Origin of the sequence: Kitasatospora sp. GP30 (genome assembly GCF_029892145.1) — a bacterium.
In the GTDB taxonomy this organism is placed as follows: domain Bacteria; phylum Actinomycetota; class Actinomycetes; order Streptomycetales; family Streptomycetaceae; genus Kitasatospora; species Kitasatospora acidiphila.
Window position 1 is genome coordinate 1 of record NZ_JARZAH010000056.1, and the last position, 24,187, is coordinate 24,187.

General features: G+C 73.1%; 19 protein-coding genes, 2 tRNA genes and 1 pseudogene. 6 read left to right on the plus strand and 16 right to left on the minus strand.

Features of this window, described 5'->3' with window-relative positions:
• Positions 1-10: 10 nt before the first annotated feature.
• The 6 genes from P3T35_RS37845 to P3T35_RS37870 form a co-directional block, all read right to left on the minus strand.
• Positions 11-84: transfer RNA gene (locus tag P3T35_RS37845), tRNA-Lys, on the minus strand.
• A gap of 98 nt (positions 85-182) precedes the next feature.
• Positions 183-839: a bifunctional DNA primase/polymerase gene (locus P3T35_RS37850; RefSeq protein WP_101381673.1), complete on the minus strand. Its 657-nt coding sequence runs from the start codon at positions 837-839 to the stop codon at positions 183-185.
• A gap of 181 nt (positions 840-1,020) precedes the next feature.
• Positions 1,021-1,365 (minus strand): hypothetical protein, encoded by a 345-nt coding sequence (locus tag P3T35_RS37855; RefSeq protein ID WP_101381674.1) that lies wholly within the window; start codon positions 1,363-1,365, stop codon positions 1,021-1,023.
• Positions 1,366-1,499: 134 nt separating this feature from the next.
• Positions 1,500-2,945, minus strand: coding sequence for an AAA family ATPase (locus tag P3T35_RS37860; RefSeq protein ID WP_101381675.1), 1,446 nt, complete (start codon positions 2,943-2,945; stop codon positions 1,500-1,502).
• Positions 2,942-4,507 carry a hypothetical protein gene (locus tag P3T35_RS37865; RefSeq protein ID WP_101381676.1) on the minus strand — a complete coding sequence of 522 codons (1,566 nt, stop codon included), beginning with the start codon at positions 4,505-4,507 and terminating at the stop codon, positions 2,942-2,944. The genes P3T35_RS37860 and P3T35_RS37865 overlap by 4 nt, the downstream gene beginning before the upstream one ends.
• Positions 4,504-5,682, minus strand: a complete 1,179-nt coding sequence (locus P3T35_RS37870; protein WP_101381677.1) for a hypothetical protein — start codon at positions 5,680-5,682, stop codon at positions 4,504-4,506. Before P3T35_RS37870 ends, P3T35_RS37865 begins: the two co-directional genes overlap by 4 nt.
• Before the next feature lie 224 nt (positions 5,683-5,906).
• Here P3T35_RS37870 and P3T35_RS37875 point away from each other — a divergent pair, with 224 nt between their 5' ends.
• On the plus strand, positions 5,907-6,557 hold the full coding sequence (locus P3T35_RS37875; RefSeq protein WP_101381678.1) for a histidine phosphatase family protein: 651 nt from the start codon (positions 5,907-5,909) through the stop codon (positions 6,555-6,557).
• A gap of 7 nt (positions 6,558-6,564) precedes the next feature.
• Here the strand turns inward: P3T35_RS37875 and P3T35_RS37880 are convergent, their stop codons facing one another.
• Entirely contained in the window at positions 6,565-8,010 is a 1,446-nt protein-coding gene (locus tag P3T35_RS37880; protein WP_280709483.1) for a tetratricopeptide repeat protein, read from the minus strand.
• Between the two features lie 461 nt (positions 8,011-8,471).
• Here P3T35_RS37880 and P3T35_RS37885 point away from each other — a divergent pair, with 461 nt between their 5' ends.
• Together P3T35_RS37885 and P3T35_RS37890 are read left to right on the plus strand one after the other, a co-directional pair.
• Entirely contained in the window at positions 8,472-8,972 is a 501-nt protein-coding gene (locus P3T35_RS37885) for a hypothetical protein (RefSeq protein WP_280709486.1), read from the plus strand.
• 70 nt (positions 8,973-9,042) lie between these two features.
• Positions 9,043-9,903, plus strand: coding sequence for a fused MFS/spermidine synthase (locus P3T35_RS37890; RefSeq protein WP_101381679.1), 861 nt, complete (start codon positions 9,043-9,045; stop codon positions 9,901-9,903).
• 2 nt (positions 9,904-9,905) lie between these two features.
• Here the strand turns inward: P3T35_RS37890 and P3T35_RS37895 are convergent, their stop codons facing one another.
• The 5 genes and pseudogenes from P3T35_RS37895 to P3T35_RS37915 form a co-directional block, all read right to left on the minus strand.
• Entirely contained in the window at positions 9,906-10,778 is an 873-nt protein-coding gene (locus P3T35_RS37895) for a hypothetical protein (protein WP_101381680.1), read from the minus strand.
• A gap of 340 nt (positions 10,779-11,118) precedes the next feature.
• Positions 11,119-11,577 carry a DUF4442 domain-containing protein gene (locus P3T35_RS37900; protein WP_180356546.1) on the minus strand — a complete coding sequence of 153 codons (459 nt, stop codon included), beginning with the start codon at positions 11,575-11,577 and terminating at the stop codon, positions 11,119-11,121.
• Between the two features lie 122 nt (positions 11,578-11,699).
• Positions 11,700-11,775, minus strand: a tRNA-His gene (locus tag P3T35_RS37905).
• Between the two features lie 193 nt (positions 11,776-11,968).
• On the minus strand, positions 11,969-12,571 hold the full coding sequence (gene orn / locus P3T35_RS37910) for an oligoribonuclease (RefSeq protein WP_101381681.1): 603 nt from the start codon (positions 12,569-12,571) through the stop codon (positions 11,969-11,971).
• Positions 12,572-13,430: 859 nt separating this feature from the next.
• Positions 13,431-14,474 (minus strand): annotated as a pseudogene (locus P3T35_RS37915) (helix-turn-helix domain-containing protein); the annotation flags it as partial.
• Between the two features lie 268 nt (positions 14,475-14,742).
• On the opposite strand from P3T35_RS37915, the gene P3T35_RS37920 reads away from it, so the two are divergent.
• Positions 14,743-15,048 carry a hypothetical protein gene (locus P3T35_RS37920; protein ID WP_180356221.1) on the plus strand — a complete coding sequence of 102 codons (306 nt, stop codon included), beginning with the start codon at positions 14,743-14,745 and terminating at the stop codon, positions 15,046-15,048.
• A gap of 1,144 nt (positions 15,049-16,192) precedes the next feature.
• Here P3T35_RS37920 and P3T35_RS37925 read toward each other — a convergent pair.
• Entirely contained in the window at positions 16,193-16,951 is a 759-nt protein-coding gene (locus P3T35_RS37925) for an HAD family hydrolase (protein WP_280709492.1), read from the minus strand.
• 666 nt (positions 16,952-17,617) lie between these two features.
• Between P3T35_RS37925 and P3T35_RS37930 the strand changes: the two genes are divergently transcribed.
• On the plus strand, positions 17,618-18,124 hold the full coding sequence (locus tag P3T35_RS37930) for a universal stress protein (RefSeq protein WP_101381682.1): 507 nt from the start codon (positions 17,618-17,620) through the stop codon (positions 18,122-18,124).
• Between the two features lie 693 nt (positions 18,125-18,817).
• The gene (locus tag P3T35_RS37935; protein ID WP_280709494.1) at positions 18,818-18,949 is read left to right on the plus strand and encodes a hypothetical protein; all 132 of its coding nucleotides are present in this window, start codon (positions 18,818-18,820) and stop codon (positions 18,947-18,949) included.
• A 98-nt stretch (positions 18,950-19,047) separates the two neighbouring features.
• Here P3T35_RS37935 and P3T35_RS37940 read toward each other — a convergent pair whose 3' ends face one another.
• The 3 genes from P3T35_RS37940 to P3T35_RS37950 form a co-directional block, all read right to left on the minus strand.
• A complete protein-coding gene (locus tag P3T35_RS37940; protein WP_101381683.1) occupies positions 19,048-20,238 on the minus strand; it encodes an acyl-CoA dehydrogenase family protein in 1,191 nt (396 codons plus the stop codon).
• A gap of 137 nt (positions 20,239-20,375) precedes the next feature.
• Entirely contained in the window at positions 20,376-21,428 is a 1,053-nt protein-coding gene (locus P3T35_RS37945; RefSeq protein ID WP_101381684.1) for a hydroxymethylglutaryl-CoA lyase, read from the minus strand.
• Complete coding sequence (locus tag P3T35_RS37950) at positions 21,425-23,818, minus strand: biotin carboxylase N-terminal domain-containing protein (protein ID WP_101381685.1); 2,394 nt, start codon at positions 23,816-23,818, stop codon at positions 21,425-21,427. The genes P3T35_RS37945 and P3T35_RS37950 overlap by 4 nt, the downstream gene beginning before the upstream one ends.
• Positions 23,819-24,187: the final 369 nt, after the last annotated feature.

Here is a 24,187-nt window from a genome sequence, read left to right on the forward strand (position 1 = left end):
CGGCTGTCGGTGCGCCGCCAGGGACTCGAACCCCGGACCCGCTGATTAAGAGTCAGCTGCTCTAACCAACTGAGCTAGCGGCGCCTGCTGACAGAGAAGACTTTAGCAGCGCGGCAGGCCGAGCCAAAATCGCTTTCCCCGGCTTCCCCGGCTTCCCCGGCGGGGCGGCGCGGGCGGCGGGGTCACGCCGGCGACAGCGGGCGCAACAGGCCGGGGCGCGGGGCCAGCGGCTCCCTGGTACCGGTCGGCTCCGGCAGGCGGGTCCCGAGGCTGCGCGGTTCCACCGCGTGGCTGCGCGGCTCCGCTGTGCGCGCGGCCCGGGCCGGCTCGGCGCCGCGCGCGGCCCGCACGCACGCCCAGAGCAGTCCGCCCGCCCCCGGCAGCCAGGGCTCCCCGCTGTCGGGGGCCACGATCCAGCGGCTGTCGGCCGGCCCGGGCTCCGGCTGGTCCACCGCCCGGCGCACCGGCGGCACGGTGACCGCGTCCCCCAGCCCGTGGCAGAGCAGCGGCGGCACGTCCCGCGCCCACTCCTCCCAGGCGAGCAGGGTGCGCAGCCGGGGTGCGGCGCCCGGCTGGGCGAACAGCAGGGTGCGACCCCGGAAGCCCGCCACCGGGCCGCAGCCCGGCCCGGAGGCCCACAGCTCGTCCAGCACCCGGCGGCCGAACAGCGCCGGCATGCTGATCACGTCGAAGGCCCGCCCGCAGGGCAGCACGGCCGGGGCCCACGGCCGGGCCTCCCAGAGGGCCCGCATGCTGCGCGGGTATTCGCTGGCCGAGGCCAGCCAGGCCTCACCGGCCTGGGTCAGACACGCCACGGATTGGTTGGTCCAGATGTCCACGCCCAGCAGGGTGCTCCCGGTGCGGGAGGCCGTGCAGCGAAAACCCCAATCGCCGGACAACGGGACGGGTCAGGGCGTAGGGTTTCCCGCCGCATATGCCAGCGGCCCTGCTGCCACCCGATCGGCAGGCTGCTACGTGGTCGGACGGCGATGGGACGGCTGCCACTCGATGGGGCGGCTGCTACTCGATCGGCCGGCGCTGGCGCAGCAGGCCGCGGCCGTACTCGACCATCCGGACCGCGTAGTCGGCCGTCCAGTCGGCGCGGGCGGCGATCTCGGCGGGGGAGAGCGAGTCGAACCGGTGCGGGTCGGCCAGCTGGGCCGCCGCGATCGCCTGGTAGTCCGTCGCTCGCTCGGCCGCGATCCGGAACGCCAGCGCCAACTCGGTGGAGCGGCGCAGCAGTTCGCCCGGGTCGTCAAGGCTCTCCAACTGGAAGAACCGTTCCGGCTCGGCGGTCAGCTCCTCGGGCTCGAAGAGCAGCGGAGCCGGACGCAGCCGGCGCGGCGGTTCTTGGCGATCAGGCATGGGCGGGCACCTTCGGGACGGGAGGGCAAACTCGGCCGTCGTCCATTGTCGCTCCTGCCCCATCCAGGCGGAACGGCGCTCACGGACTCCGCACGCCGGAGCACACGTCGGCCCGAAGGTTTGGCCAGGTGTGATCAGAGCCGCACCCGGTGCTCGGCCAGCTCCGCCAGCACCCGGTGGTTGGCCTCCCAACCGTCCGGGAACTGGGCGCCGACCCGCTCGAGCAGCGGGATCACCTCGCCGCCGATCCGCTCCTCCCAGCCCTGCGGGATCCGCATCGCGCTGCCCAGCTGCACCGGTTCGGTGGCCGGATGCTCGTCCAGCAGCTCCGCGATCCCGGCCCGGGCCACCACGATGCAGGCGTGCCGGTGCCGGGAGGCCAGCACGCACAGGCGCCCGGTCTCCAGGTGGAAGGCGGTCGCGTCATGTCGCCCGGAGAGCGGGTGCAGCACCACCGTGACGTCGTACTCGCGGCCCTGCAGCCGGTTGGCGGTGTCCACCGCGACGGCCGGACCGGCCGTGGCGTCCACCGGCACGCCCAGCTCCAGCAGCGCGGCCCGCACCGCCGCGGCCTGGTCGCGGTGGGCCGTGCCGACCGCGATCCGGTCGGCGGTCAGTGGCCGGCGGCCCTGCTCGGAGACCGCCAGCACGCCGCGGTCCAGCAGCCGGCGGACTGTCGCCGCCACGGCCGCCACCGCCTGCGGATCGGTGCGCACGGTGTACCGGGCCGGCAGCTCCAGCAGCGCCCAGCCGTACTCGGCGGCCTCGTCGATCGCCGCGTCCACCGCCGAACCGTCCGCCCGCGCACCCGGGAGCAGCAGCCGGTCACCGGGCCCGGTGCCGGACCGGAACGGCGTGTACGGATAGAAGGCCTCCGACACCAGCGGCGCCGCCGAGGCCGGCAGCCGCCAGGAGACCGGCAGCCGGTGCGGCCGGATCGCCGGATTGTGGGCCAGCAGGGTGACCACCGCGCTGTTCGACGGATCGTGGCTCAGGCCGCTCCACTGCTCGGTGCCGACCACGGTGAACGGGTCCAGCTGGCCCGGGTCGCCGACGAACAGGGCGCGCTCGAAGAGCCGGGCCACGGCCAGCAGGGCGTCCGAGCGCATCTGGTAGGCCTCGTCCACGATCGCGTGCCGCCACGGTTCGACGTCCCGCACCCACTGCCACTTGGCGGCGGTGGAGACCACCACGTCCAGCTCCAGCAGGTCGCCCGGCTTGGCGGAGGCGGTCACGTTGGGATGCCGCACCGCCTCGGCGGTGGGCAGGGTGTCCGCGGCGTGCAGCCGGCCGATCGTCAACTCCGGTGCCTTGAGCGCCAGTCGGTCGACCAGGTCGTCCACCTGGCTGTTGGTCTGGGCGACGATCATCAGCCGCTCGCCGGCGCCGACCAGCTCCTGCGCGGCCCGGACCACCAGGGTCGACTTGCCGGCGCCCGGCGGGGAGTCGACCACCACGCCGCGCGGGGCGCCGGGCACGGGACGCACCGTGGCATCCAGGATCGCCGCCACGGCGGCATCGGCGGCGGCGCCCGGATCGGTCGCGGCGGCGGTGTCGGCAAAGCTCACAGTGCTGGTCATGCCCACTCTTCGGCAGCGGCAGTCGAATTCTGGACGGCGGACGGAGGACCACCGTGTGTCCAGGGCGTGTCATCCGGCTCGGGCAGCGGCGCGGACTGACGGGGCGTCAACTCGAAGAGGGTGAACAGCACTCGCTCGCCCGGCTCGGGCAGGGTGCCCGGCTCCGGGTCCTTGCGCCGGCCCATGCCGCTCAGCACCCGCACGGTGATCAGCCCCTGCTCGGCCTCGACCCCGGTGATCCGGCCCTTCTGCGCGCCCGGCGCCCCGATCCGGTGCACCTCGCGGCCGGCCTCGGCGTGCGGGTGGTCGGCGGTGCGCAGCACCAGCAGCGGGCGCGGCTTGGGGGTGCGTCCCGAGGTGTCGTGGTCCGGTACCACCGCCACCACCTCGGCGGCGAACGCCTCACCGGCGAGCCGCCGTTCGGCCATCGCCAGCGGATCGTCCAGCGCCTCCTGGACGTCGAGGCGGGCCTGCTCGCGCTCGCGCTGGGCCAGCTTGCGGGCGGCCGTCACCGCGTCGTCCAGCCGGGGCTGCGGCGGCTCGCCGGCAGCCAGCCGGTCCCGGTGACCGGTGTACGACCAGCGGTCGCCCTCCCAGCGCTCCGGCAGATGGGCGGCCGGCGGCAGGGCGCGCAGCACTTCCAGGCCGGACCAGACGTCCGCCCAGGTGGGCAGCAGCACGTCCAGCAGCAGGGCGCGCAGGTGCTCGACGCAGGCGTCGACCTGTGCGGCGGGCCCGCCGTGGCGGCGCGCGGTGAGCGCCGCGTCGAACCGGGCGATCGCCGGGGCCAGCAGCTTCTCGTCGAACCGCGGGTCGGTGGCCGGGCCGGCCGGCGGGTGCAGCAGCTGGCCGCGCTCGTCCCGCGCCGTCTCGGCCAGCTCCGCGGCCTGCGCTCCGGTGCGGCCGGCCGGCGGGTGGTGCCAGGCCAGTTGGGCGGCCAGGTGCTGATCCTCCAGCAGTGACTGGCCGGTTGCCCAGTGCCGGGCGAGCAGGCCGGTCATCGGCAGCAGCAGGCTGGAACCGGGCACCTGGGCGCGCTCGGTCAGATGGGTCAGCCAGCGGCCGAGCAGCGGCACCCGGGCCGGCGCCGGGTACGGGCCGGGATCCGGGTCGGCCGCGGTGCGGCGGAACCGGGTGGCCCGGCCGATCAGCGCCAGATGGCGGATGGCGCCCGCGTTCGGCACCAGCAGCTGCGGTGCGTCGGCACACAACTCCCGGGTGACCGGGGTCTTCTCGCCGGTCACCGGGTCCTTCTCGGAGCCCTCGATCAGCTCCACCGCTTCGCCGAAGGACTCCAGATAGGGCAGCAGGTCGTCCGCGAAGGCGGTCAGGAACTCGGTGCGCAGCTCCCGGTTGAGCGGCTGCGGCACCAGGTGCAGGCGCGGCGCCTCGCGGTCGGTGCCGAGCAGCACGGCCAGCGGCGCGCCGTCCTCGGCGGCGGTGGCCAGCGGGACCAGCACCATCGGGCGCTCCGACAGGTGCCGGTGGCGCACGGTGGCCAGCGGCTCGGCGTGTCCGCTGCGGACCGCCTCCAGCCGGGCCAGGGTGCTCAACAGGCTCATCGGGCCGCCTCGGTGAGCGCCTCGGCCCGCAACCGGGCCGCGTAGCGAAGGCGTTCGGCCGTCTCCTCGGGAGCCTCGCTGGTCGCGCCCGTGGCGCAGGCCGCACTCAACGCCTCGCCGACCGTGCGGAGTTCGCCGAAGTCCGCACGGACGCCGCGGCCGAGCTGGGTGAGCGCGCCCGTGTCGCGCGCCTGGCTCCGGCAGTGGAAGCCGAGCTCGCAAGCGGACAGGCACTCCGGGCCGTAGGCGGCCGGCACTGACTCGACCGCCTGGGTCAACTCCTCGACCGGGCGCGTGGGTTGGCCGGCATCATCGGGGGCCAGGTCGAAGCTGGTGCCGGACGGCAGCGCCTCCAGCAACTCCTCGATCCTGGTCATGCGGGCCAACTGCCGCCGGGTGGTGGCCAGTTCCCGGCGGATGTCGAGCGCCGCCGCGGTCGGCCGGTGGCCGAAGTCCTGCGGGCAGACCAGCAGCACGGTCAACTCCGGTGCGCCCGGAGCCGCGCCGTCCGCGTAGGGCCCGGCGCTGCCGTCCACCCCGGCGGCCTGCTGCAGCGCCAGCACATAGACCGCCGCCTGCCGGGCGGCCGCGCCCACCTTGGCGGGGTCGGCCGAACCGTCCAGCACCGGAAAGGACTTGATCTCCACCACCGTACAGCGGCCGCCGTGCACCACCACCGCGTCCGGCTCCAGATAGGCCGGCGCACCGGCCACGGTGAGCCGCAGCATGGGGTGGTCGAGCAGCGTCCAGCTCCGGGCGTCGGCCAGCGAGGCCTTGACCGCCTCGGCCAGCGCCTCGGTGGTGCGCGCCGCCCGCACGGCCGGGCCCGCGCCGGGCAGCAGATCGGGGGTGGCCACCCGGTCGTCGTCATGCGGAGGCAGGCCCAGGTGCCGGCGCAGCGGGGCGAGCAGGGCCGCGCAGCCGTCGGCCTTGAGCCGGGCCTCGAAGACCGTGCCGCGCGCGATCGCGAACGGGGAGCGGCCGAACGGCGCCGGATTGCCGAGCCGGCCGGCCACCGCGCCCTTGTCCACCCCGGCGGCGTCCAGCAGGGCGCGGCGCCGACAGCCGGGATTGGCGGCGAGGGCGGCCAGCGCGCGGGCGTCCAGGCCCCGCGGCTCGGCCGCGCCGCGCAGCGCGGCCAGCCGCCGCGCGGGTTCTGCGAGCGAGACGTTCATGGTGCTCGCCAGTGTCGCATCCGCCGCTGACAGAGCCCGCATCGTCGAGCACCGCCCGCTCCGGGACGGCGTACTCCACCGTATGCCGGGTGGCCCTGACCTGGAGCAGTGCGGGCCGGCCGGCCAGGGGGTGCCCGGCGGTAACCGGGGGGTAGGGAATCATGGCAGTGCCGGTACGCGTTTGGCGTACCAGCTCATGCCCCAGCTTCTCCCAGGAGTCCGCGATGCCCGCTCGTCTGATCCTCGTCCGCCACGGTGAGACCGCCTGGTCGGCGAGTGGCCAGCACACCGGCCGGACCGACATCCCGCTGACCGAGGAGGGCCGTGAGATGGCCCGCCGGGTCGGCGCCCGCCTGGCTCGCGCGCCCTGGAACGGCCTGACCGAGGCCCGGGTCTACACCAGCCCGCTCTCCCGGGCGCGCGAGACCGCGGAGCTGGCCGGCTTCGGTGCCCGGGCCCTGGACCGGCCTGAGCTGATGGAGTGGGACTACGGGCAGTACGAGGGCCGCGCCGGCGCCGAGATCCGCGAGCACGACCACCCGGGCTGGCTGATCTGGCGCGACGGCGTGCCCGGCGGCGAGAAGATCTCCGACGTGGCGGCCCGCGCCGACGCCTTCCTGGCCGACATCGAGCAGGACCACGGCACCCCGCACCCCGAGACCACCACCATGCACGCCGCCGACAGCGACGTGGTGGTGTTCGCCCACGGCCACCTGCTGCGGATCCTCGCCTCGCGCTGGCTGGGCCAGGCCCCGGAGTTCGGCCAGCGGCTCAAGCTGGGCACGGCCGCGCTCTCGGTGCTCTCCTGGGAGTACGGGCTGCCCGCGATCGAGATCTGGAACGACCACAGCCACCTGGACGGCCTGGTGGGCTGACGCGGCGTCAAGCTGCTTTGGCCGCCTCGTAGGTCTCCAGGAAGTCGCGGACCTCGGTGATCGAGCCGTGGTTGCGTAACCCGTCGGCGGTGCCGGCCAGCATGCCGCGGATCCGGGCCGAGCGGACCTGGTCGAGCAGGGCCACGGTGGCGCTGCCGTGCCGGGCGGCATCGGCAAGGTCGCCGCAGCCCAGCCGGTCGTGCGCCAACTCGGCGGTGTAGAGCGCCCGGTTGCGCACGAAGTGCGGCTCCTGCAGCGTTATCGCCCGCCGGGCCCGCTCGGTGGCCCGGTCCCAGTCGCCCAGCGCCGCCCAGCACTGGGCCTCCAGGCCGGCCAGCTCGGCCTCGCCGAAGAACGACATCCACTCCGGGTCGGCCTCGGACTCGCCGCGCTCGAAGAGGATCCGGGCCCGGGCCAGCTGCTGGGCGAAGGCCGAGCGGTCGCGCAGCAGCGCCCAGGCGCCGGCCTCCCGCATCACCAGCAGGGCCAGCAGCCGGTCGGAGTCCAGGTGGCGGGCCGCGCTCTGGCCGGCCTGGGCGGCCCGCAGCGCCTCGCGCGGTCGGCCGGCGTCCCGGGCCAGGAAGGCGCTGTTGCAGAAGACATGGGCCTCCAGCGCCGAGTCGTCGGCCATCCGGGCGGTGGCCAGCGCCTCGGCGTAGAACGACCGGGCGTCCCCCAGCCGGTTGGAGTCGTGGGCCAACCAGCCGACCGAGATGGCCAGTTCGCCGGCCGAGGCCTGAAGCCGGCGCTCGGTGGTGCCCGAGTAGTCGCCCTCGTTGAGCAGCACATAGGCGGTGCGCAGCGACTGGCCGGCCCGCTCGAAGAGGGTGTCGGCGCCGTGCACGTCGTCGGCCAACCGGATCTCCCGGACGGCCTGTTCGACGATCTGGACGTCGGCGGCGCCGACCTTGCGCGGTGCCGGCGGCGCGGGCGTGGCGCGCGGGTCGGCCGCGCGGGCGGGGCCGTCCAGGCCGAGCACGGTGGCCAGGGCGGTGGGTCCGCCGGTCAGGAACGTACGGCGGTGCACGTCGTCGTTCTCCTCGTCCGGTTTGGGCGGGGGAAGTTGGGTGGGTGCGGGAAGGGTGGTCAGCAGGCCCCGGCTCGGCGGCTGGTCGGTGCGCCCGGATGGGGCGGACCGGCGGGCGGCGGGGCGGCGCCGGACGGCCGAGCGCGGCGCGAAGCCGAGGTCCTCCAGTGACCGGTCCGGCCACATGTGGCGGAAGACCCGCTCGTAGGCGTAGTTGGGGCAGCGGATCTCGCCGGCCTCGACGCGGCCGATGTAACGGGCGTCGCAGGAGACGTGTTCACCGATCTCCCGGGCCGCCCGGCGGATCACGTTGGCGAACTCCGCCGGGGAGAGGCCGCCGCGCAGCTCGCGCATCGTGGTGTTGCGGACGGGGGCGGGGGCGGCGGTGATGATGAAGGCGCCGCTGTGGCTGACGGATTGTGCCATGAGGTCGCTCCGAGCTTGGTGCGGGGTGGGGCCCGTGGGTCGGATGGGCCCGACCGAGGCGACGGCTCGACAGTACCCACTGTTATCAAGCACTCACGATGGGTTTCGGGGAAATTTGCGACTAATTGATGGCAAAGCAGACAAACCTTTGTTGTTTTGCCAAGAAATGCCATGGCTTGCTGTAAGGCGCCCCGTGGCTATCCGTGGCGTCAACCCGTTGGGTTGATATCGGGAAGGCGGCTGCGCTTGCCCCTCGATGGCAGTAGCCGCTGGACCCTCAGTACTCGATCCTCAGCACACGACCTCCGAAGCAGTCATACTCATACCATCAGTTCACTAATATTCCTGACGAACCCTCAGTTTCCTTGGCGCTGTGGGAAGTACCACCGCATCGGGCTGAACGGCAGGGAAAGCGGACGCGATGGTCACGGGTAGCGAACCGAGCCAGGAAGGCCCGCACGATGGTCACCGGATTGCCGCAGCTCCGCAGTCTCCTCGGCTTCACCGGCCTCAACTTCACCGGCCTCACCCTCAGCGGCCGCGCTTCGGGCGGCGAGGCCCGAGATACCCAGGCGGCCGGCGCGCCTCGCGGCCGGGGCGGCGCGGGCGGGTCGGCTGACGCCCGGGAGCGCGCGCTGCGCTGCGACACCGTGACCGTCCCGCTGCGCCACGGCCTTGAGACGGTCGACATCCTGCGGCTGCGCCGCGCCTGCGGCTCGGTGGTGCAGGGGGCGGCCGGCGCCGTCGCCTTCCTGGTCCCGGCCGGCACCGCCGACCGTTGGCAGCTGAGCGGCACCAGCTGTACCCCCGGAGCGGCGCCGCTGCCCGCGACCGACCCGCGCTGGCTGGTGCCGCCCGCCGGCTCCGAGCTGACCCCGAGCCTGACCGACCCCTGGGTGCTGCGCGCCGCCCTGTGCGAGGCCGCGCGCACGCTGACGGCCGGCGGCCTCGGGCCGTTCTGACGCTCCGCGCCGCCCTCCGGCGGGTGCCCCACCTGCGCGTTCGCCGCCCCGACAGGCGATACTTCGCAGCATGGGACGAGGCAGCACGGCACGAGAAGGGCACGCCCCGCGTACCCACCGCACCGACACCGGCCTGGCCGAGCTGGTGCCCGACCGCGACCACCTACAGTCCTGGTCGCTGCTGCTCGACGGTGCCCCGCAGTCGCATGTCGACCTGGCCGATCCCACCCGCCTCGGTTTTGAATACCAACGCCGCCTCGGCCATCTGATCGACCTCGCCGCCGAACCCGGCAAGCCGATCCGGGTGCTGCACCTGGGCGGCGGCGCGCTCACCCTGGCCCGCTACACCGCGGCCACCCGGCCGCGCTCCCGGCAGCAGGTCGCCGAGCTGGACACCGCACTCACCGAGTGGATCCGCGCTGAACTCCCGCTGCAGCCCGGCTGGCAGATCAAGGTCCGCGGCGCCGACGCCCGCAGCGTGCTGGAACGCGCCCCCGAGGGCGGGGCCGACCTGGTGATCGCCGACATCTTCTCCGGTGCCCGGGTCCCCGCGCACTGCACCACCGTGGAGTTCGCCACCCTCGCCGCCCGCGCCCTGGCTCCCGGCGGCCGTTACGCGGCGAACATCACCGACGGCTCCGGACTGGCCTTCGCCCGCTCCCAAGTGGCCACCCTGCGCGCGGTCTTCCCCGAGGTGGCGCTGATCGCCGATCCCGCGGTGCTGCGCGGCAAGCGCTTCGGCAACCTGATCCTGACCGCCGCCCACACCCCGCTGCCGATCGCCGAGTTGACCCGTCGCACCGCCTCGGACGCGGCGCTCGGCCGGGTGGAGCACGGCTCGGCGCTCGCCGCCTTCACCGGTGGCGCCCCGGTGGCCACGGACGCGGTGGCCGCACCGTCACCGGCACCGCCGCCGGGGACCTTCAGCTGAGGTCACTGGCCGTGGCCGCGCGGCAGGCCGCGGTGCTTGTACATCGCGGCGCCGGTGAGCAGCAGCCCGGCGGCGATCGGGATCAGCACGGCGCGCTCCACCCGGTCTGCCAAGTACGGCTCGCTGTCCTGGGGGGTGGTCGGCTGGTCGCTGTTCGCCTGGGCGGCCGCCGGGGCGTCCTTCTGCCCGGGTAGCCAGTTCACCGCGCGCCGAGTTCCTCGGTTCGCGGCCCGGGAGGGGGAGCTCTGCTCGATGCCGGGTGCCGACCCGCCGTCAGCCACGGTGACCCCTGCCACTGCCCCGTCGGCCCCGGCCCGCTCGGTGGGCTCCTGGCTCGGCCGGCTCGCGGGTACGGACCCGGGCCCGGCGCCGGCGTCATTTGTTTGTCCGGCCGTGCCGGACTGCGGCGCGGCCGGCCCTGGCCGGGGCGAGCGCGGCACCGTCGTCCCGGCAGCAGGCGCGGCCGGCTCGGGCCCGGCGGCCGCTACCGGATCACGGGGCGAACCCGGTCGGGCGGGCACCGGCGGCAGCAGCCCGGCGGCGATCGCGAACGCGTCGGGCAGGCCGGATGCCTGGCCCGGCAACGGGAGCCCGCCGTCCCTGATGCGGTCGCGCACCAGGCCGTCGATGCCGCCGATGAGTAGGGCCGTGGCGCCGGCGGGTAGGGCAGTGGCGCCGACCGGTAGCGCGGTACCGCCGGCGGGTAGAGCGATGCCGAGCAGGTCGCCGTCGCCGGTCAGCTGCGCAGCGGCGGGGCCGGTGGCCGAACCGGCGTCGGCGGCCTGGGCGACGTCCAGGCCCAGGCCCCAGACCTGCGCCACCACGATGCCGGCCACGCCACCCGCCGCCAGCAAGCCGAGCCGCGGCCGGGACACCCGCCCGCCCCCCGTGCGGGCGGAGGCCGACGGCCCGGCAGGATGGGGATCGGGCGCGGGTGACGGGTGATTGGCTCGCACGTGAGACGAGAACGAGCCGCGCCGGGCGAAAGTCACGGCGGCGCGCCGGACTTCGTGCGATCCGTCGGAGGCCGTGCCGGTGGTTCACGGTCGCGGAGGCGGTTTTCGGTCGATCTGACGCCTCGTCGACTCATTGCCGCCAGCCGGGCATCTCGCGGTCCCCGCACGGCAGCGGTCACGCGACGGCCGGACGCGGGACCGCCACCGGGTGCCGCCGCACGGCGGCACCCGGTGGCCGCCGTCCCGCCCGGCTAGGCGCTCAGCTGTTCGGGCGCAGCGTCCAGTGCACGGTCATCACACCGGTCACCGCGCCGTCCTCGCGGGTGATCTCCACGGTGACCGGGAACTCCGGGCGCTCGCCCGCGTCGAGCTCGGCGACGACCTCCGCGGCCGGGCGGCCCAGCACGGCGGTGGCGGTCACGACGCCCATCGCCAGCTTCTTGTAGGCGATCTCGGCGCTCACCGCGAGCGGCACGGCCCGGGAGAGCTGGTCGCCGAACGCGGCCAGCACGATGCAGCCGCTGGCCGACTCGGCCAGCGTGAACATCGCGCCGGCGTGCGGCCCGCCCACGTGGTTGTGGTACTCGGGCTGGTCCGGCAACTGCAGCACGGCCCGCTCGGCGGTGGTCTCCAGGTAGGTCAGGTTCAGCGTGCGGGCCATCGGAACGGTGGCGGCCAGCATCTCGCCGACCGAGGGTGTCGTCGTCATGGCCGTCATGTTACTCGTGAGTAGTGATTGCTGAACAGGCATGCCGTTGCGAGGACGAGGGCGGACGGGCAAGGGGGAGGGGCGTGAACACGCAAGAGGGCCCGGTCTCCTGGAGACCGGGCCCTCTTCGATGGGGTGAGTGACGGGACTCGAACCCGCGGCCACCTGGACCACAACCAGGTGCTCTACCAACTGAGCTACACCCACCATCTGTCTTGCGCGTTCCCGCGCTGACAGGAAGAACTCTACAGGATCCGAGAGGGTGCTCGCGCCAGGGTTTCCCGAGGCCGACCGGCCGGTGGCACCCCGAAGGCCGAACTGCCGCGCCACGGCCGGGATCGACGGGACGGCCGAGTGGCACAGCTCACAACAGCCGCCCGTCGTCGGCGGACTCGGTCGGTCAGTCGGTGGTGATCTGGTGCTTCGCCGCGATCTCCCGGGCGCGCTCGGTCTCCGGGCCCGGCGCCGGGACGAACACCGCCTCCCGGTAGTACCGCAGTTCGGCGATGCTCTCCCGAATGTCCGCCAGCGCCCGGTGGTTTCCCCCCTTCTGCGGGCTGTTGTAGTACGCCCGCGGGTACCAGCGGCGAGCCAGCTCCTTGATCGAGGAGACGTCCACGATCCGGTAGTGGAGATGCCCCTCCAGGGCGGGCATGTCCCGGGCGAGGAAGCCGCGGTCGGTGGCCACCGAGTTTCCGGCCAGCGGCGTCTTGCCGGCCTCCGGCGCCCACTGACGCACGTAGTCGAGCACCTTCGCCTCCGCCTCGGCGAGCGTCACGCCGTCCGCGAGCTCGTCGAGCAGGCCGGAGGCGGTGTGCATCTCGCGCACCACCTCGGGCATGGTGACGAGAGCCTCCTGCGGCGGGCGGATCACGATGTCGACACCCTCGCCGAGGATGTTGAGCTCGGAGTCGGTGACCAGGACCGCCACCTCGATCAGCGCGTCGCGCTCGAGGTCGAGGCCGGTCATTTCACAGTCGATCCATACCAAACGGTCGTTCACCCGTCCCAGCCTACGGCGCACCACCGTCTGCATCATGCGCGCCCGTCGCCGTCGGTGATCCGAGGGCGGGGTGCCGCTGGGTGCCGCTGGGCGGCGCGCATGACACGCATGCCGCGCGGCCCCGCCTGTCGCCGAGGTGCGACGGACGGGGCCGCGCGATGCCGGGCTGGTGAGGCAGGCGGCCGACGGCCCGTCAGCGCTCCACCGACGGCTGGTCGGCCGATGGACGGTCGGCCGACGGGTCGACCGGGGCGGCAGCACCGGGGCTGCCGGCCGGTCCGGTCGGCCGGGCGCGGACAGTGCTCCCGGCTCCGGGTATGCCGCCCGACAGGCCCGCACCACCCGGTCGGGGAGCCGCGGCCGCACCGGGGGCGCCGTTCAACCCCGCACCACGCCTGGGCGCTGACATCCCGCCAGCCCCGCCAGCCCCGCCAGCCCCGCCAGCCGCACCGGGCGCACCGGGCGCGAGCGACGGACCGCCCGTACCGCGCGCAGCCGGTCCACCCGGCAGCCCGGTCGGCGGACGCATCGGGATGCCCGGCCGCCCACCCGGACGGGCCTCTCCGCGTGCGTCCGACGGCTGGCCGGCCCGGTGCCCCGGCGCCGTGCCACGTGCGCCGGGGCGCGCCAGACCGTCCTCCGCCACCGCGTGCTCGACCTGCCTGGGCGCCGCCGCACCGCGCCGGGTGGCCGGGCCGGGCTGCGGCGGCACCAGCGGTCGGATCCGGTTCTTGCCGGGCGGGGGAAGCGCGGGCTGCGCCGCCTGGCGCCCCTTGGCGGCAGCCGCGCCACCAGGGCCGCCCGCGCCGCTTCCGGCCAGCTGACCGAGGGCTCCGCCCGGAGCCGTCACCGGGCCGCCGACCCCGGCCGCCGACCCCGGCACCCCGACACCGCCCGCCGGTGCGCCGACCGCCGGACCGCCCTGCGGGGGCACGCCGACCGCCGGACCGGCACCGGGACGACGTGCCCGGTAGCTGGTCCGGTAGGCAGCGGGGGAGACGCCGAGCTGACGCCGGAAGTGCCCGCGCAACGCCACCGGCGAACGGAACCCGCAGCGCCTGGCCACGTCGTCGACCGACAGCTCCGACGTCTCCAGCAGCCGCTGCGCCTGCAGCACCCGCTGGGTGATCAGCCACTGCAGCGGTGCGCTGCCGGTGAGCGTGCGGAACCGGCGGTCGAAGGTGCGCCGGCTCATGTACGCGCGCGCGGCCAGCACCTCGACGTCGAACTGCTGGTTGAGGTTCTCCAGGGCCCAGGTGACCACCTCCGCCAGCGGGTCGTTCCCGATCTCCTCCGGTAAAGACTGATCGATGTACTGAGCCTGACCGCCGCCGCTGCGCCGGTTCGGCACCACTAGTCGGCGGGCCAGCGCGTTCGCCGCCTCGGCGCCGTGGTCGCTGCGGACCACGTGCAGGCAGAGGTCGATGCCGGCGGCGGTGCCGGCCGAGGTGAGCACGTCGCCGTCGTCCACGAAGAGCTCGCGCGGGTCGACGTGGACCCGCGGGTAGCGCTTGGCGAGCGTCGGCGCGTACATCCAGTGCGTGGTGGCCGGCCGGCCGTCCAGCAGGCCCGCCGCGGCGAGCACGAAGGCACCGGTGCACAGGCCGATGATCCGGGCGCCCTCATGGTGCGCCTTGCGCAGCGCGGCGATCGCCTCGACCGGCGGCGGCTGCGAGATCGAGCGCCAGGCCGGGACGACGATGGTGCCCGCCCGGGCCAGCGCCTCCAGGCCGAAGGGGGCGGCGAGGGTCACGCCGCCGGTGGTGGTGAGGGGCCCCTCCTCGCCGGCGCAGACCAGCAGGCGGTAGCGCGGCACGCCCGCGTCCTGGCGGTCCACACCGAAGACGGAGAGCGGGATCGAGCTCTCGAAGATCGGCGCGCCGCTGAAGATCAGGACGGCCACGGTCTCGCGGCGCCGTCGCCCGGAGAGCTTCCGAGGGGCGGCCGCGGTGCCGGGGGTGCCGGCGCCGCCCGGGGAACTGACGGTCGGTTGGGCGCCGGCACCCAGGACCGCCGTGCCCAGTGGGGTGCCTCCGGCGGGTCCGGCGGTGGGGCCACTGGCAGGGCCGCCGCTCGCAGGCTGGGCCTCGCCGCCGAGCGTGCCGACCGCGGGACCGGCAGGCCCGGGCGCGCCGGCCGTACCGGCTGTGCCGAGCGCTCCGGTACCGCCGATGGCCCGTTGGCTACCCGACTGGCCGGTGGATCCGGCCGTCGTCGGCCCACCGAGCGATGCGGGCTGCGCGCCTTTGGCCCCCGGCCGGGTGCGGACCGCGCCGGAGTTGACGGACGGTCGGAGCCCCGACGGCCCCGAACTGACGGCGGGTCGGGCGGCAGGCTGGGACGACGCCGAGAAAGACGACGACACCGAGGGGGATGACGGGACGGACGGGGCGGTGACGGGCTGGTACGAGGAGCGGGACGGGCCGTTGAACGGGACGGCAGTTCTCGGGGCACTCGAGCGCGCCTGGCCACCGTGACCGGTGGGGGACTGGCCGCTGTCAGGACCTGTCTCGCTCCTGCTCACCCTGTTCAAGGCGCCCAAGCCCCCTCGGTGGTGTGGTGTGGTGGTGCGGCACTGCTGAACGCTCAACAAGATCGAATCTACTGGGTGGACCGTCACCGTTGTGACAAGTTCACCATCCGACGCTATGTCGACATGGCAATTTGGCGTGATGCATTCGATCACGAAGCGTGGCACCCGTCGACCCCTCTGGGAAGGGGGCGGGCGGGCCGGTGGCTGGTTGCCGTACGGCCGAGCCGTGGTGACGGCGGGTCAGGGTCTGCGGTGATGCCGGTGGCCAGGCCCGTTGTCCAATTGTGGTGGGGCGGGGTGAAACTGACTGAAAATCGGTGTTGCGTTTGCGGGGCGCGCGGTGCATATGCGCGCCCGCGGGTGTCACCCCGAGCGCCTCGGCGGGCGGCAGTGTGATCGGTGTCGCAGCGGGTGCGGTGCTGCCGCTGCCGGCGGCGACGCCGCTGCTGCCGTCGACCGGTCGCCGTCTCCGCTGCCCGTTTGCATCCCCCGCTCACGGCCAGTCGCCTACCCCTGTCAGCCCCGGCCCACGCGCGCCAGCGCCGACTGACCGTTGTGCGGCGCTGCCGCGACTGCGCCGGGCGCTTCCGCCCTCCGGCCGGCGGAGGCGCCGGTGCGGCCGTGCGGTGCCCATGCTGAGCATGCCCCGGAATTCCCCGACTCCCACCTCCGCGAGGGCCCGGTAGTGATTTGTCGAGAACAGGGCTGGGTGCTGGACGGCAAGGGCTGACCATCGCAAGAAAATCTCATCGCAACCTGAGGGTCCATCGGCGATTCACGCACCGGTGAAATCCCGCCCCCATTTCACTCCGAGGCGCCTGCGAAGCCGGCACACCGTACGCCCTCAGGCCTCCCTGCCGTTCCATGGCGCTTACGACCCTTGGGGCCGACCGGTCTCGCCTGCCCGGGGCCGCTGAATCGTTGAACCCTTGAACTGGTGAACCGTTCGACTGCGGGCTTGGAGACTGCGGACGTGGGGGTAGCGGGCGTGGAGACTGCGGACGTGGGGCCAGCGGGTGAGGAAATGTCGGCGCGTTCGGTCCTGTCGCATCCGCTGCGGTGGCCGCGACGCGGCGGGCCGGCATACCTCAACTCCCCGGGCAGCCGGCCAGCTGTGCGGGGGCGGCCAGGACCAAGCCGATGGCCTCGGGCAACTCGGCAGCGATGAGAGTGGGACGGTAGCCCAGCTCGGACCAGGGGCGTCCGTGGTGCAGCCAGACGCTGCGCAGGCCAGCCACCTGGGCGCCGGCGATGTCGGCCGGACCGTGGTCACCGATCACCCAGGCACTGGCGGTCCAGTCGCCGACCAGTGGGAGGCGGCACCGCCGAGCTGCGATGTCGAAGATCAACGGATCGGGCTTGGCGCACCCCGCCTCCTCGGAGACCACCCAGGCGTCCACCAGGGAGTCGAGCCCGGTCCGGCGGATCTTCTCGACCTGGGGGCCGGTCCCGCCGTTGCTCACGATGGCCAGCGTCCACCCGGCCGACCGGGCCGCGCGCAGGGCCGCGACATGGCTGCTAGGGCAGTGGATGTGCGCGTTGATACCCCGTCGGTAGTCGGCCAGCAGGGCAGCCAGCGAGAGGCCCAGGCCGTACCGCCGCTGTGCGGCGCCCAACACGGTGCTCCGCGGGATGTAACCGCCGCCGTCAATCGTGGTCAGCCATTCCAATTCGGACGGGGGAAGCCGGTGCCGGGCGAGGAAGTCCTCGGCCCACGCCGTGAAGGCGGCGTCACGCGGAAGCAGTGTGTTGTCGAGGTCGAGCATCAGTAACGGCATGGTGTGCATGCTGCCAGCGGCGATGGCGGTGAGGAAGGGAACCCGCAGCTCGGAGCGGTTGTCGGCCAAGTGATCGACTCGATCCGATCGGTGCATTGGTCGTCACGGTCCGCAACTGGCCTCAGTGGTCCCGTTGACCACAACCTCACCGGCCGCCTCACATCCAGTTGAACATCGCACCCACGGTATGTGTCCGACCTGTTGCGTCGGCTGACTCCGTCAGGCAAGCTCCTGGGAACCGCGCGACGGCGGGGTGACATACCGCCGTTATGGGGCGCGCGCCGATTACTTCACGCCGCCGCCATTAGCGGGATCATTGTCGTACTCGGTCGGAAAGGCTGGGCGGCCACGGTCGCCCGTCGTACTCTGAAAGGAACAGGTCACTTACGGTGCCGCTCGGCTTCACCCGACCACGTGCCCATGAATGGCCTGCCGCTTGGGCAGTGCTGTCCCTCCTGTCGGCCCCTCTCACTCGAAGAGCCTCGATTCATGGCCGGTTCTGAGTCTCCCCGATCTGCAGACCCGTTTCGCTTTCTCGGCGCGGCGGATTTCTCCGCCAAGGATTCTTCGCCAGGCGTTTCGCGGACTCCGCAACCACTGCCGCCAGGCGTCGGTGGTGGCCGGCCGCGCCGCGGCTGGTTCGCGTCACGGCTGTTTCGCCCGGCACCGGCGGCGGCCCAGGTTCTTGATGGTGCCGGTGCCACGAATGGTGCCGGCGAGGATGGCGGAGGCGACGTGAAGTCCCGGCACTCCAAGCAGACAGCTCCGCTCGACGGGCGTGATCCCGTCCTCCAGTCGGAGCCGGCACACTCCTGCGACCCGGTCTTCCAGCACGGCGTGGTGGTGGGATTCGACGGCTCGCTCTCCAGCGAGCGGGCTCTCGCCTATGCGGTCGGCATGGCCCGCCGCTCGCGCTGCGGGCTGGTGATCGTCCATGTGGCCAACCGGCTTCCCGCCACCGTCTGGGCCGGCTGCGAGCCCCCCGTCTTTGTCGACATGCCCGACCATCGGACCGAAGTGCTCGGGCTGGAGCTGGCCTGCGCCGACTTCCTGGGCGGCGTCCCCTGGATCCTGGTCGAGCGCGGCGGCGACATCTGCCATGAGATCGAGGAGGTCGGCAAGGAGTATGCCGCCGACGCCATCGTCGTCGGCACGACTCGCGGCCTGATCGGTCGGATCTTCGGTTCGGTCTCCGGGCGCCTCGCACGGCGCGCCAACCGTCCGGTGATCGTTATCCCCTGAGTGGCGGTCAGCTGTTACGGCCGTCCGCCAATCGGGTTCTGATGACCATTGACGGAGTGCACCTGGCCGGGTACGAACAACCCGAGCAAACAATTGATCGGTGGCCAGTCGGTACTCAAGACACCTGTTCGGTTGGCGCGCTTATCGATCAGCTGGAGATAGCGACGGGCATGGCAGGGCCGTCAGTGTGAGCCAGCGTGAGTGAGAGGCATCCCGGCCGCATGGGGCGTGCCGCTCGGGGGCTGCGCTCCGGTCGGGGAGGGCCGGACCGGGAGACGGCCAGTTGCGCTAGCCCTGCTGTCGGGCGCGATGTCCGGCGCGGTGGCTTCGGGCGCCGTCCAGCGGGCCCGCGCGGGTGCGTCGAGCGGGGCTAGCCGGGCTATGGGGTCGCCGACTGCGTTCGGTGCGGCACCGCGTGGGGGTGACGGCCGGGAGGCCCTGGCGCGCCACCGGAGTGCGGCCGCCGGACCCCCTGGTGCTAGCCGCCCACGGACACTGGAGTGCCGCACGCCATTCGGAGGGCCTCCGGCGGGGGACTACACCACGGTGGCGGCGGCCCATGGCAAGGCACCCGGCGGCCTCCCCAATCCACGGACGAGCGCACCAGTCCAGGCGCCAGCTGGGCGCAGTCCACGCAAACGCACTGGGAGCTGACCGCACAATCTGATGGTCGTGTGTTTCGTAGGCGCCACCATGACCTTCGCCGCGGGCATGGTGCTCCAGCTCAGCGGCCCGGACAGCGGAGTGCTGAACGTCCAGCCCGCCGCGTTCCAGTTGGCGTTGACCCGCTTCGATCAGATCGATGCGGAGAACTCGTCGTTGTGATGGCTCCGGTGACCGGATGGCCGGTCCGGCATCGGTCGGGGTAGCCCGGTCGTTCCGGTCACGGCTCACCGGAGCCTGTCACTGGTCGGTTGCGTATGTCAGGGAGTCATGCCCAACTCGCGCGCGATCAGCATCCGCTGGACCTCGGAGGTGCCCTCCCCGATCTCCAGGATCTTGCTGTCGCGCCAGAAGCGGGCGACGGGGTACTCGTTCATGAAGCCGTAGCCGCCGTGGATCTGGGTGGCCTCACGGGCGTTGTCGACCGCGGCTTCGGAGGAGTAGAGCTTTGCGATGGCGGCCTCCTTCTTGAACGGCTCGCCGAGCAGCAGACGGGACGCCGCGTCCCGCCAAGCGAGGCGGGCCATGTGCGCACGCGTCTCCATGTCGGCGATCTTGAACTGGATCGCTTGGTTGGCCCCGATCGGACGCCCGAACGCGCGCCTGGTCGCGGCGTAGCTGAGTGACTGGTCAACGCAGCCCTGGGCCAGTCCCGTGGACAGGGCGGCGATGGCGATGCGGCCCTCGTCGAGGATCCGCAGGAACTGGGCGAAGCCTCGGCCGCGCTGACCGAGGAGGTTGGCCTCAGGGACTCGGCAATCGGTGAAGGACAGCTCTCGGGTGTCGGAGGCGTTCCACCCGACCTTGCTGTACTTCTTCGACACCTGGAACCCGGGGGTGCCGACAGGGACGATGATGGAGGAGATCTCGCGCTTTGACGAGTGATCAGCACCATCTTCACTCGAACGGGCGATCGGTTCGGTGAGCGCGGTCACCGTGACCAGGCCGGTGATGTCGGTGCCGGAGTTGGTGATGAAGCACTTCGTGCCGTTGATCACCCATTCCCGGGTGTCCTCGTCGAACCGGGCGGTGGTCCGGGTGGCACCGGCGTCGGAGCCGCCCTCCGGCTCGGTCAGGCCGAACGCGCCGAGCATCTCGCCGGCGGCCAGCCGCGGCAGCCACTCGCGCTTCTGCTCCTCGGTGCCGAAGCGGTAGATCGGCATCGCGCCGAGCGAGACGCCGGCCTCCAGGGTGATGGCGACCGAGGAGTCCACTCGGGCCAACTCCTCCAGGGCGAGGCAGAGCGCGAAGTAGTCGCCGCCCATCCCGCCGTACTCCTCCGGGAACGGCAGGCCGAACAGGCCCATCCGCCCCATCTCCTTGACGATCTCGTACGGGAACTCCTCGCGCTCGTAGTACTCGCCGATCTTCGGCGCGACCACGTCGTTGGCGAACTCGGCGACCGTGCGCCGCAGTTCCTCGTACTCGGAATCCAGTCGGTGGTCGAGCATCTGATCCTCCAGTGGTTCGCCCGAGGGGGTGGTACGGGCGCGATGGGGTGCAATGACAGCGCGCGGTGGGCTGGCGCACTACGGCGCTGACTACCGGCGCGTGAAGTGACGGTGCGCCATTTCAGCTGGCCCGAGCTTCAGTTGGCGTCGACGGAGCCGGCCAGGGCCTGCACCGCTCGGGACGGGCTCGGTCGGCCCAGCTCGCCCGCGAGCCAGGAGCTGGTGGCGACCAGGGCGGCGAGGTCGACGCCCGTCTCGATGCCGAGGCCGTGCAGCATCCAGACCAGATCCTCGGTGGCCAGGTTGCCGGTGGCGCTCTTCGCGTAGGGGCAGCCGCCGAGTCCGCCGGCCGAGGAGTCGACGATGGTCACCCCGCAGCGCAGTGCGGCAAGCGTGTTGGCGAGCGCCTGGCCGTAGGTGTCGTGGAAGTGCACCGCGAGTTGCGCCAACGGCACCCCGGCACGGCCGAACGCGGCGAGCAGCTCGGTCACCTGGCCGGCCGTCGCGACGCCGATGGTGTCGCCCAGGCTCAGCTCGGCGCAGCCGAGCTCGAGCAGCCGCACGCCTGCGGCCACCACCTGCTCGGGCGCGACCGGGCCCTCCCACGGATCGCCGAAGCACATCGACAGGTAGCCGCGGACCGGCACCCCGGACTCCCCGGCCCGGGTGATGACGGGGCGGAACATCTCCATGACCTCGGCCATCGAGCGGTTCAGATTGCGCCGGGCGAAGGACTCGGTGGCGCTGGCGAACACGGCGATCTCGTCGGCCCCACCGGCGAGCGCCCGGTCCAGGCCGCGCTCGTTGGGCACCAGCACCGGCAGTCGCAGCCCGGGGTACTGCTCCCGCAGGCCGGTGATCCGCGGCAGCAGTTCCTCGGCATCGGCCAACTGGGGCACCCACTTGGGGTGGACGAAGCTGGTCGCTTCGACGGTCCGCAATCCGGCGGCGGCGAGCCGTGCGATGAACTCGGCCTTCACCTCGACCGGAACCATGGACTTCTCGTTCTGCAGGCCGTCGCGTGCACCGACCTCGTGGATCCGCACCCGGGCCGGCAGGTCCGCGCCCCGGACCACGACCGGCAGCCCCAGCTCAAGGGCTCCGGGGTCGCGTGATTGCTCCGTCCGAGTGGAATCCGTCGGTCCGGGCACCGAGTGCCCAGCGTTCGGCGTTGCCTGGGTGTTGGTCATGACGAAGCCACCTCCTGGGCGTCGGCGGCGGTGTCCGCTCCGGTGGGGAGGGCCGCCTCCTCGGGAAGGACGACTGCGAGCAGCTGCTCCATCGCCACGGTGCCGCCTGCCGCGACCGGGAGTTCGCTGACCGTGCCGTCGTGCGGCGCAGCGATCACGTGCTCCATCTTCATGGCCTCCAGGACCAGCAGCGGCTGTCCACGCCGGACCTGATCGCCCACCGAGGTCTTGACCACGGTGACGGTTCCGGGCATCGGCGCGGTCAGGGCGCCATGGTGGGCGGCAGCGTCGGCGGTTCGGTCGGCCACCGGGTCGTACGGGTGGACGGCCCAGCTGTCGCCGTCGATGCCGAGCCAGACCACCGGGCCGGACGCCGAGGCTGACGGGGCGTGGTCGGTGGCCAGGGCGAAGGTGGTGCGAAGGCCGTCGAGTGTGAGTGACAGACCCGTGGCGCCGAGCACGGCGCGGGCCCGGCGGATCGGCCCTTCATTCAGACGGACTAGCAATTCGGGAAACGCAGTTGACGTGGTGTCAGTGGATTCGATAACCGTGTCCGCACTGACAGGTCGTACTCGCACCGAGACCGGGTCCTGACCGGAGACCCGGAGTCGGTGCGTCGTCCAGGCCGGCTCGCCGGCCAGACGCCAGCCGGAAGGGAGGGCATACGGGTCGGTCCAGCCGTCGGAGGCGGCGGCCGGAACGAGGCTCAGATGCCGCACGAGTGCTGCGGCCAGGTAGACGGCTTCCGGTGCCGTAGCCGTGGGCGTCGGCCCGTGGTCGGAAGCGGCGGCATCGGTGGAGGTGGCATCCGAGGCAGAGGCAGGGGTGCCGTCCGGAGCGGACTCGCGTGTGTCCCGCGAGGCGTACCGGTCGTGCTGGTCGGCCAGCAGTTCGGGGTGCTGCTGGACGGCCCGCTCGACAAGGCCGGTGTCGAGGCGTCCTGCCACGACGTCCGGGTGCGCGAGCAGCCGGCGCAGGAATCCGGCGTTTGTGGTCAGGCCGAGGATCTGGGTCTCGGCAAGAGCACTGCGCAGCCGGAGCAGGGCGGTCTGGCGGTCCGGACCGTAGGCGATGACCTTCGCCAGCATCGGGTCGTACGCGCTGGTGATGGTGGTCCCCGCGGTGAGGCCGGAGTCGACCCGCACGCCCTCTCCGGCCGGCTCCTCCAGCAGCAGAATCCGGCCACCGGTCGGCAGGAAGTCACGTGCCGGGTCCTCGGCACAGATGCGCGCCTCGACGGCGTGACCGAGAAAGGAGATGTTCGATTGGCTGAATGAGAGCGACTCCCCGGCGGCGATCCGGATCTGCCACTCGACCAGGTCGAGGCGCTCAACACCGGGAGCGCCTGCGGAAGTCGAGCCGGTGGCCGCACCGGGAAGGCCGGCGCTGGTGCTCGCGGAGGCGTCCACCGGGGCGGGGCGGGTGACCGCAACGGCCAACTCGGTGACCGGGTGCTCCACCTGCAGGCGCGTGTTCATCTCCATGAAGAAGAACTCGCGGACCGTGTCGCCACCGCCATCCACTGCGGGGTCGCCGCCAGGCACGATGAACTCCACCGTGCCGGCACCGGTGTAGCCGCACGCCTGTGCCGCCTGAACGGCTGCCGCACCCATGGCGGCTCGGGTCTGCGGGTCCAACAGGACGGAGGGTGCCTCTTCGATCAGCTTCTGATGCCGGCGCTGCAGACTGCACTCGCGCTCGCCGAGGTGCACGGTGGTCCCGTGGGAGTCCGCCAGCACCTGCACCTCGATGTGCCGGGGGTTGTCCACCCAGCGCTCCAACAGCAGGGTGTCGTCGCCGAACGCGGTGCGGGCCACTCGACGGGCGGCCGCCAGCTCGGCGGCCAGCTCGGCCGGGTCGCGGACCAGCCGCATGCCCTTGCCGCCGCCGCCGGCGGACGGCTTGATCAGCACGGGGTAGCCGATCTCCTCGGCAGCGCGGATCAAGTCCTCATCGGAGCTGGCGCCGCCGCGGCTGCCGGGCACCACGGGCACGCCGACTGCCCGGACGGCCTCCTTCGCGTTGATCTTGTCGCCCATCAGCTCGACCGCCTCGGCGGGCGGGCCGATGAACACCAGGCCGGCGTCGGCACAGGCTCGGGCGAACCCCGGGTTCTCGGCCAGGAAGCCGTAGCCCGGGTGGATGGCCTGCGCGCCGGTGCGCAGGGCCGCGGCGATGATCTGGTCGCCTCGGAGATAGGTCTCCGCAGCGCTGCTGTCACTGCGGTCGGCCGGGCCGAGGCGAACGGCGAGGTCGGCTTCGCGGACGTGCCTGGCGTCGGCATCGGCGTCGCTGTAGACGGCGACCGACCGGACGCTGAGCCGGCGCAGGGTGCGGATCACCCGGACGGCGATCTCGCCGCGGTTGGCGACCAGGACGGTGTCGAACATGGGAGGCATTCCTCCGGAGCGAGGGAAGGGAGGCGACGAAAGGCGGTCAGCAGGTGTGACCAAGTGGAGTCGACGGAGGCGACATTGCTCTTCGGGTGGTGGCTGCTGTCTGACGGTCGGTTGGTTCACGGCATTCGGTGGGCACGTGGTGGCCGACCGACCCGCGGTAGCCAGACGACGCCCGACGGCCGACCGATACGTGGCTCTCGGCCGATATGTGGCTGCCGGTCGGTGCATGGCTGTCGGCCGATGCATGGTTGCCGGACGGTGGCCGCCTGCCTGGCGGAACCCGGCAGGCACCCGGCACCCAGCAGCCGGCCGGCACTGGACGGCCGGTGAGCCCGCGGCGGCCAGCCCACACGGCCTGGC

Bases quoted from the DNA above. Each gene is read 5' to 3' on its own strand.
- P3T35_RS37855 (WP_101381674.1), bottom strand. From the start codon at position 1,365: ATGCCTGATCGCCAAGAACCGCCGCGCCGGCTGCGTCCGGCTCCGCTG.
- P3T35_RS37860 (WP_101381675.1), bottom strand. From the start codon at position 2,945: ATGACCAGCACTGTGAGCTTTGCCGACACCGCCGCCGCGACCGATCCG.
- P3T35_RS37865 (WP_101381676.1), bottom strand. From the start codon at position 4,507: ATGAGCCTGTTGAGCACCCTGGCCCGGCTGGAGGCGGTCCGCAGCGGA.
- P3T35_RS37870 (WP_101381677.1), bottom strand. From the start codon at position 5,682: ATGAACGTCTCGCTCGCAGAACCCGCGCGGCGGCTGGCCGCGCTGCGC.
- P3T35_RS37875 (WP_101381678.1), top strand. From the start codon at position 5,907: ATGCCCGCTCGTCTGATCCTCGTCCGCCACGGTGAGACCGCCTGGTCG.
- P3T35_RS37880 (WP_280709483.1), bottom strand. From the start codon at position 8,010: ATGGCACAATCCGTCAGCCACAGCGGCGCCTTCATCATCACCGCCGCC.
- P3T35_RS37885 (WP_280709486.1), top strand. From the start codon at position 8,472: ATGGTCACCGGATTGCCGCAGCTCCGCAGTCTCCTCGGCTTCACCGGC.
- P3T35_RS37890 (WP_101381679.1), top strand. From the start codon at position 9,043: ATGGGACGAGGCAGCACGGCACGAGAAGGGCACGCCCCGCGTACCCAC.
- P3T35_RS37900 (WP_180356546.1), bottom strand. From the start codon at position 11,577: ATGACGGCCATGACGACGACACCCTCGGTCGGCGAGATGCTGGCCGCC.
- P3T35_RS37920 (WP_180356221.1), top strand. From the start codon at position 14,743: ATGGCCCGTTGGCTACCCGACTGGCCGGTGGATCCGGCCGTCGTCGGC.
- P3T35_RS37935 (WP_280709494.1), top strand. From the start codon at position 18,818: ATGACCTTCGCCGCGGGCATGGTGCTCCAGCTCAGCGGCCCGGACAGC.
- P3T35_RS37940 (WP_101381683.1), bottom strand. From the start codon at position 20,238: ATGCTCGACCACCGACTGGATTCCGAGTACGAGGAACTGCGGCGCACG.
- P3T35_RS37945 (WP_101381684.1), bottom strand. From the start codon at position 21,428: ATGACCAACACCCAGGCAACGCCGAACGCTGGGCACTCGGTGCCCGGA.
- P3T35_RS37950 (WP_101381685.1), bottom strand. From the start codon at position 23,818: ATGTTCGACACCGTCCTGGTCGCCAACCGCGGCGAGATCGCCGTCCGG.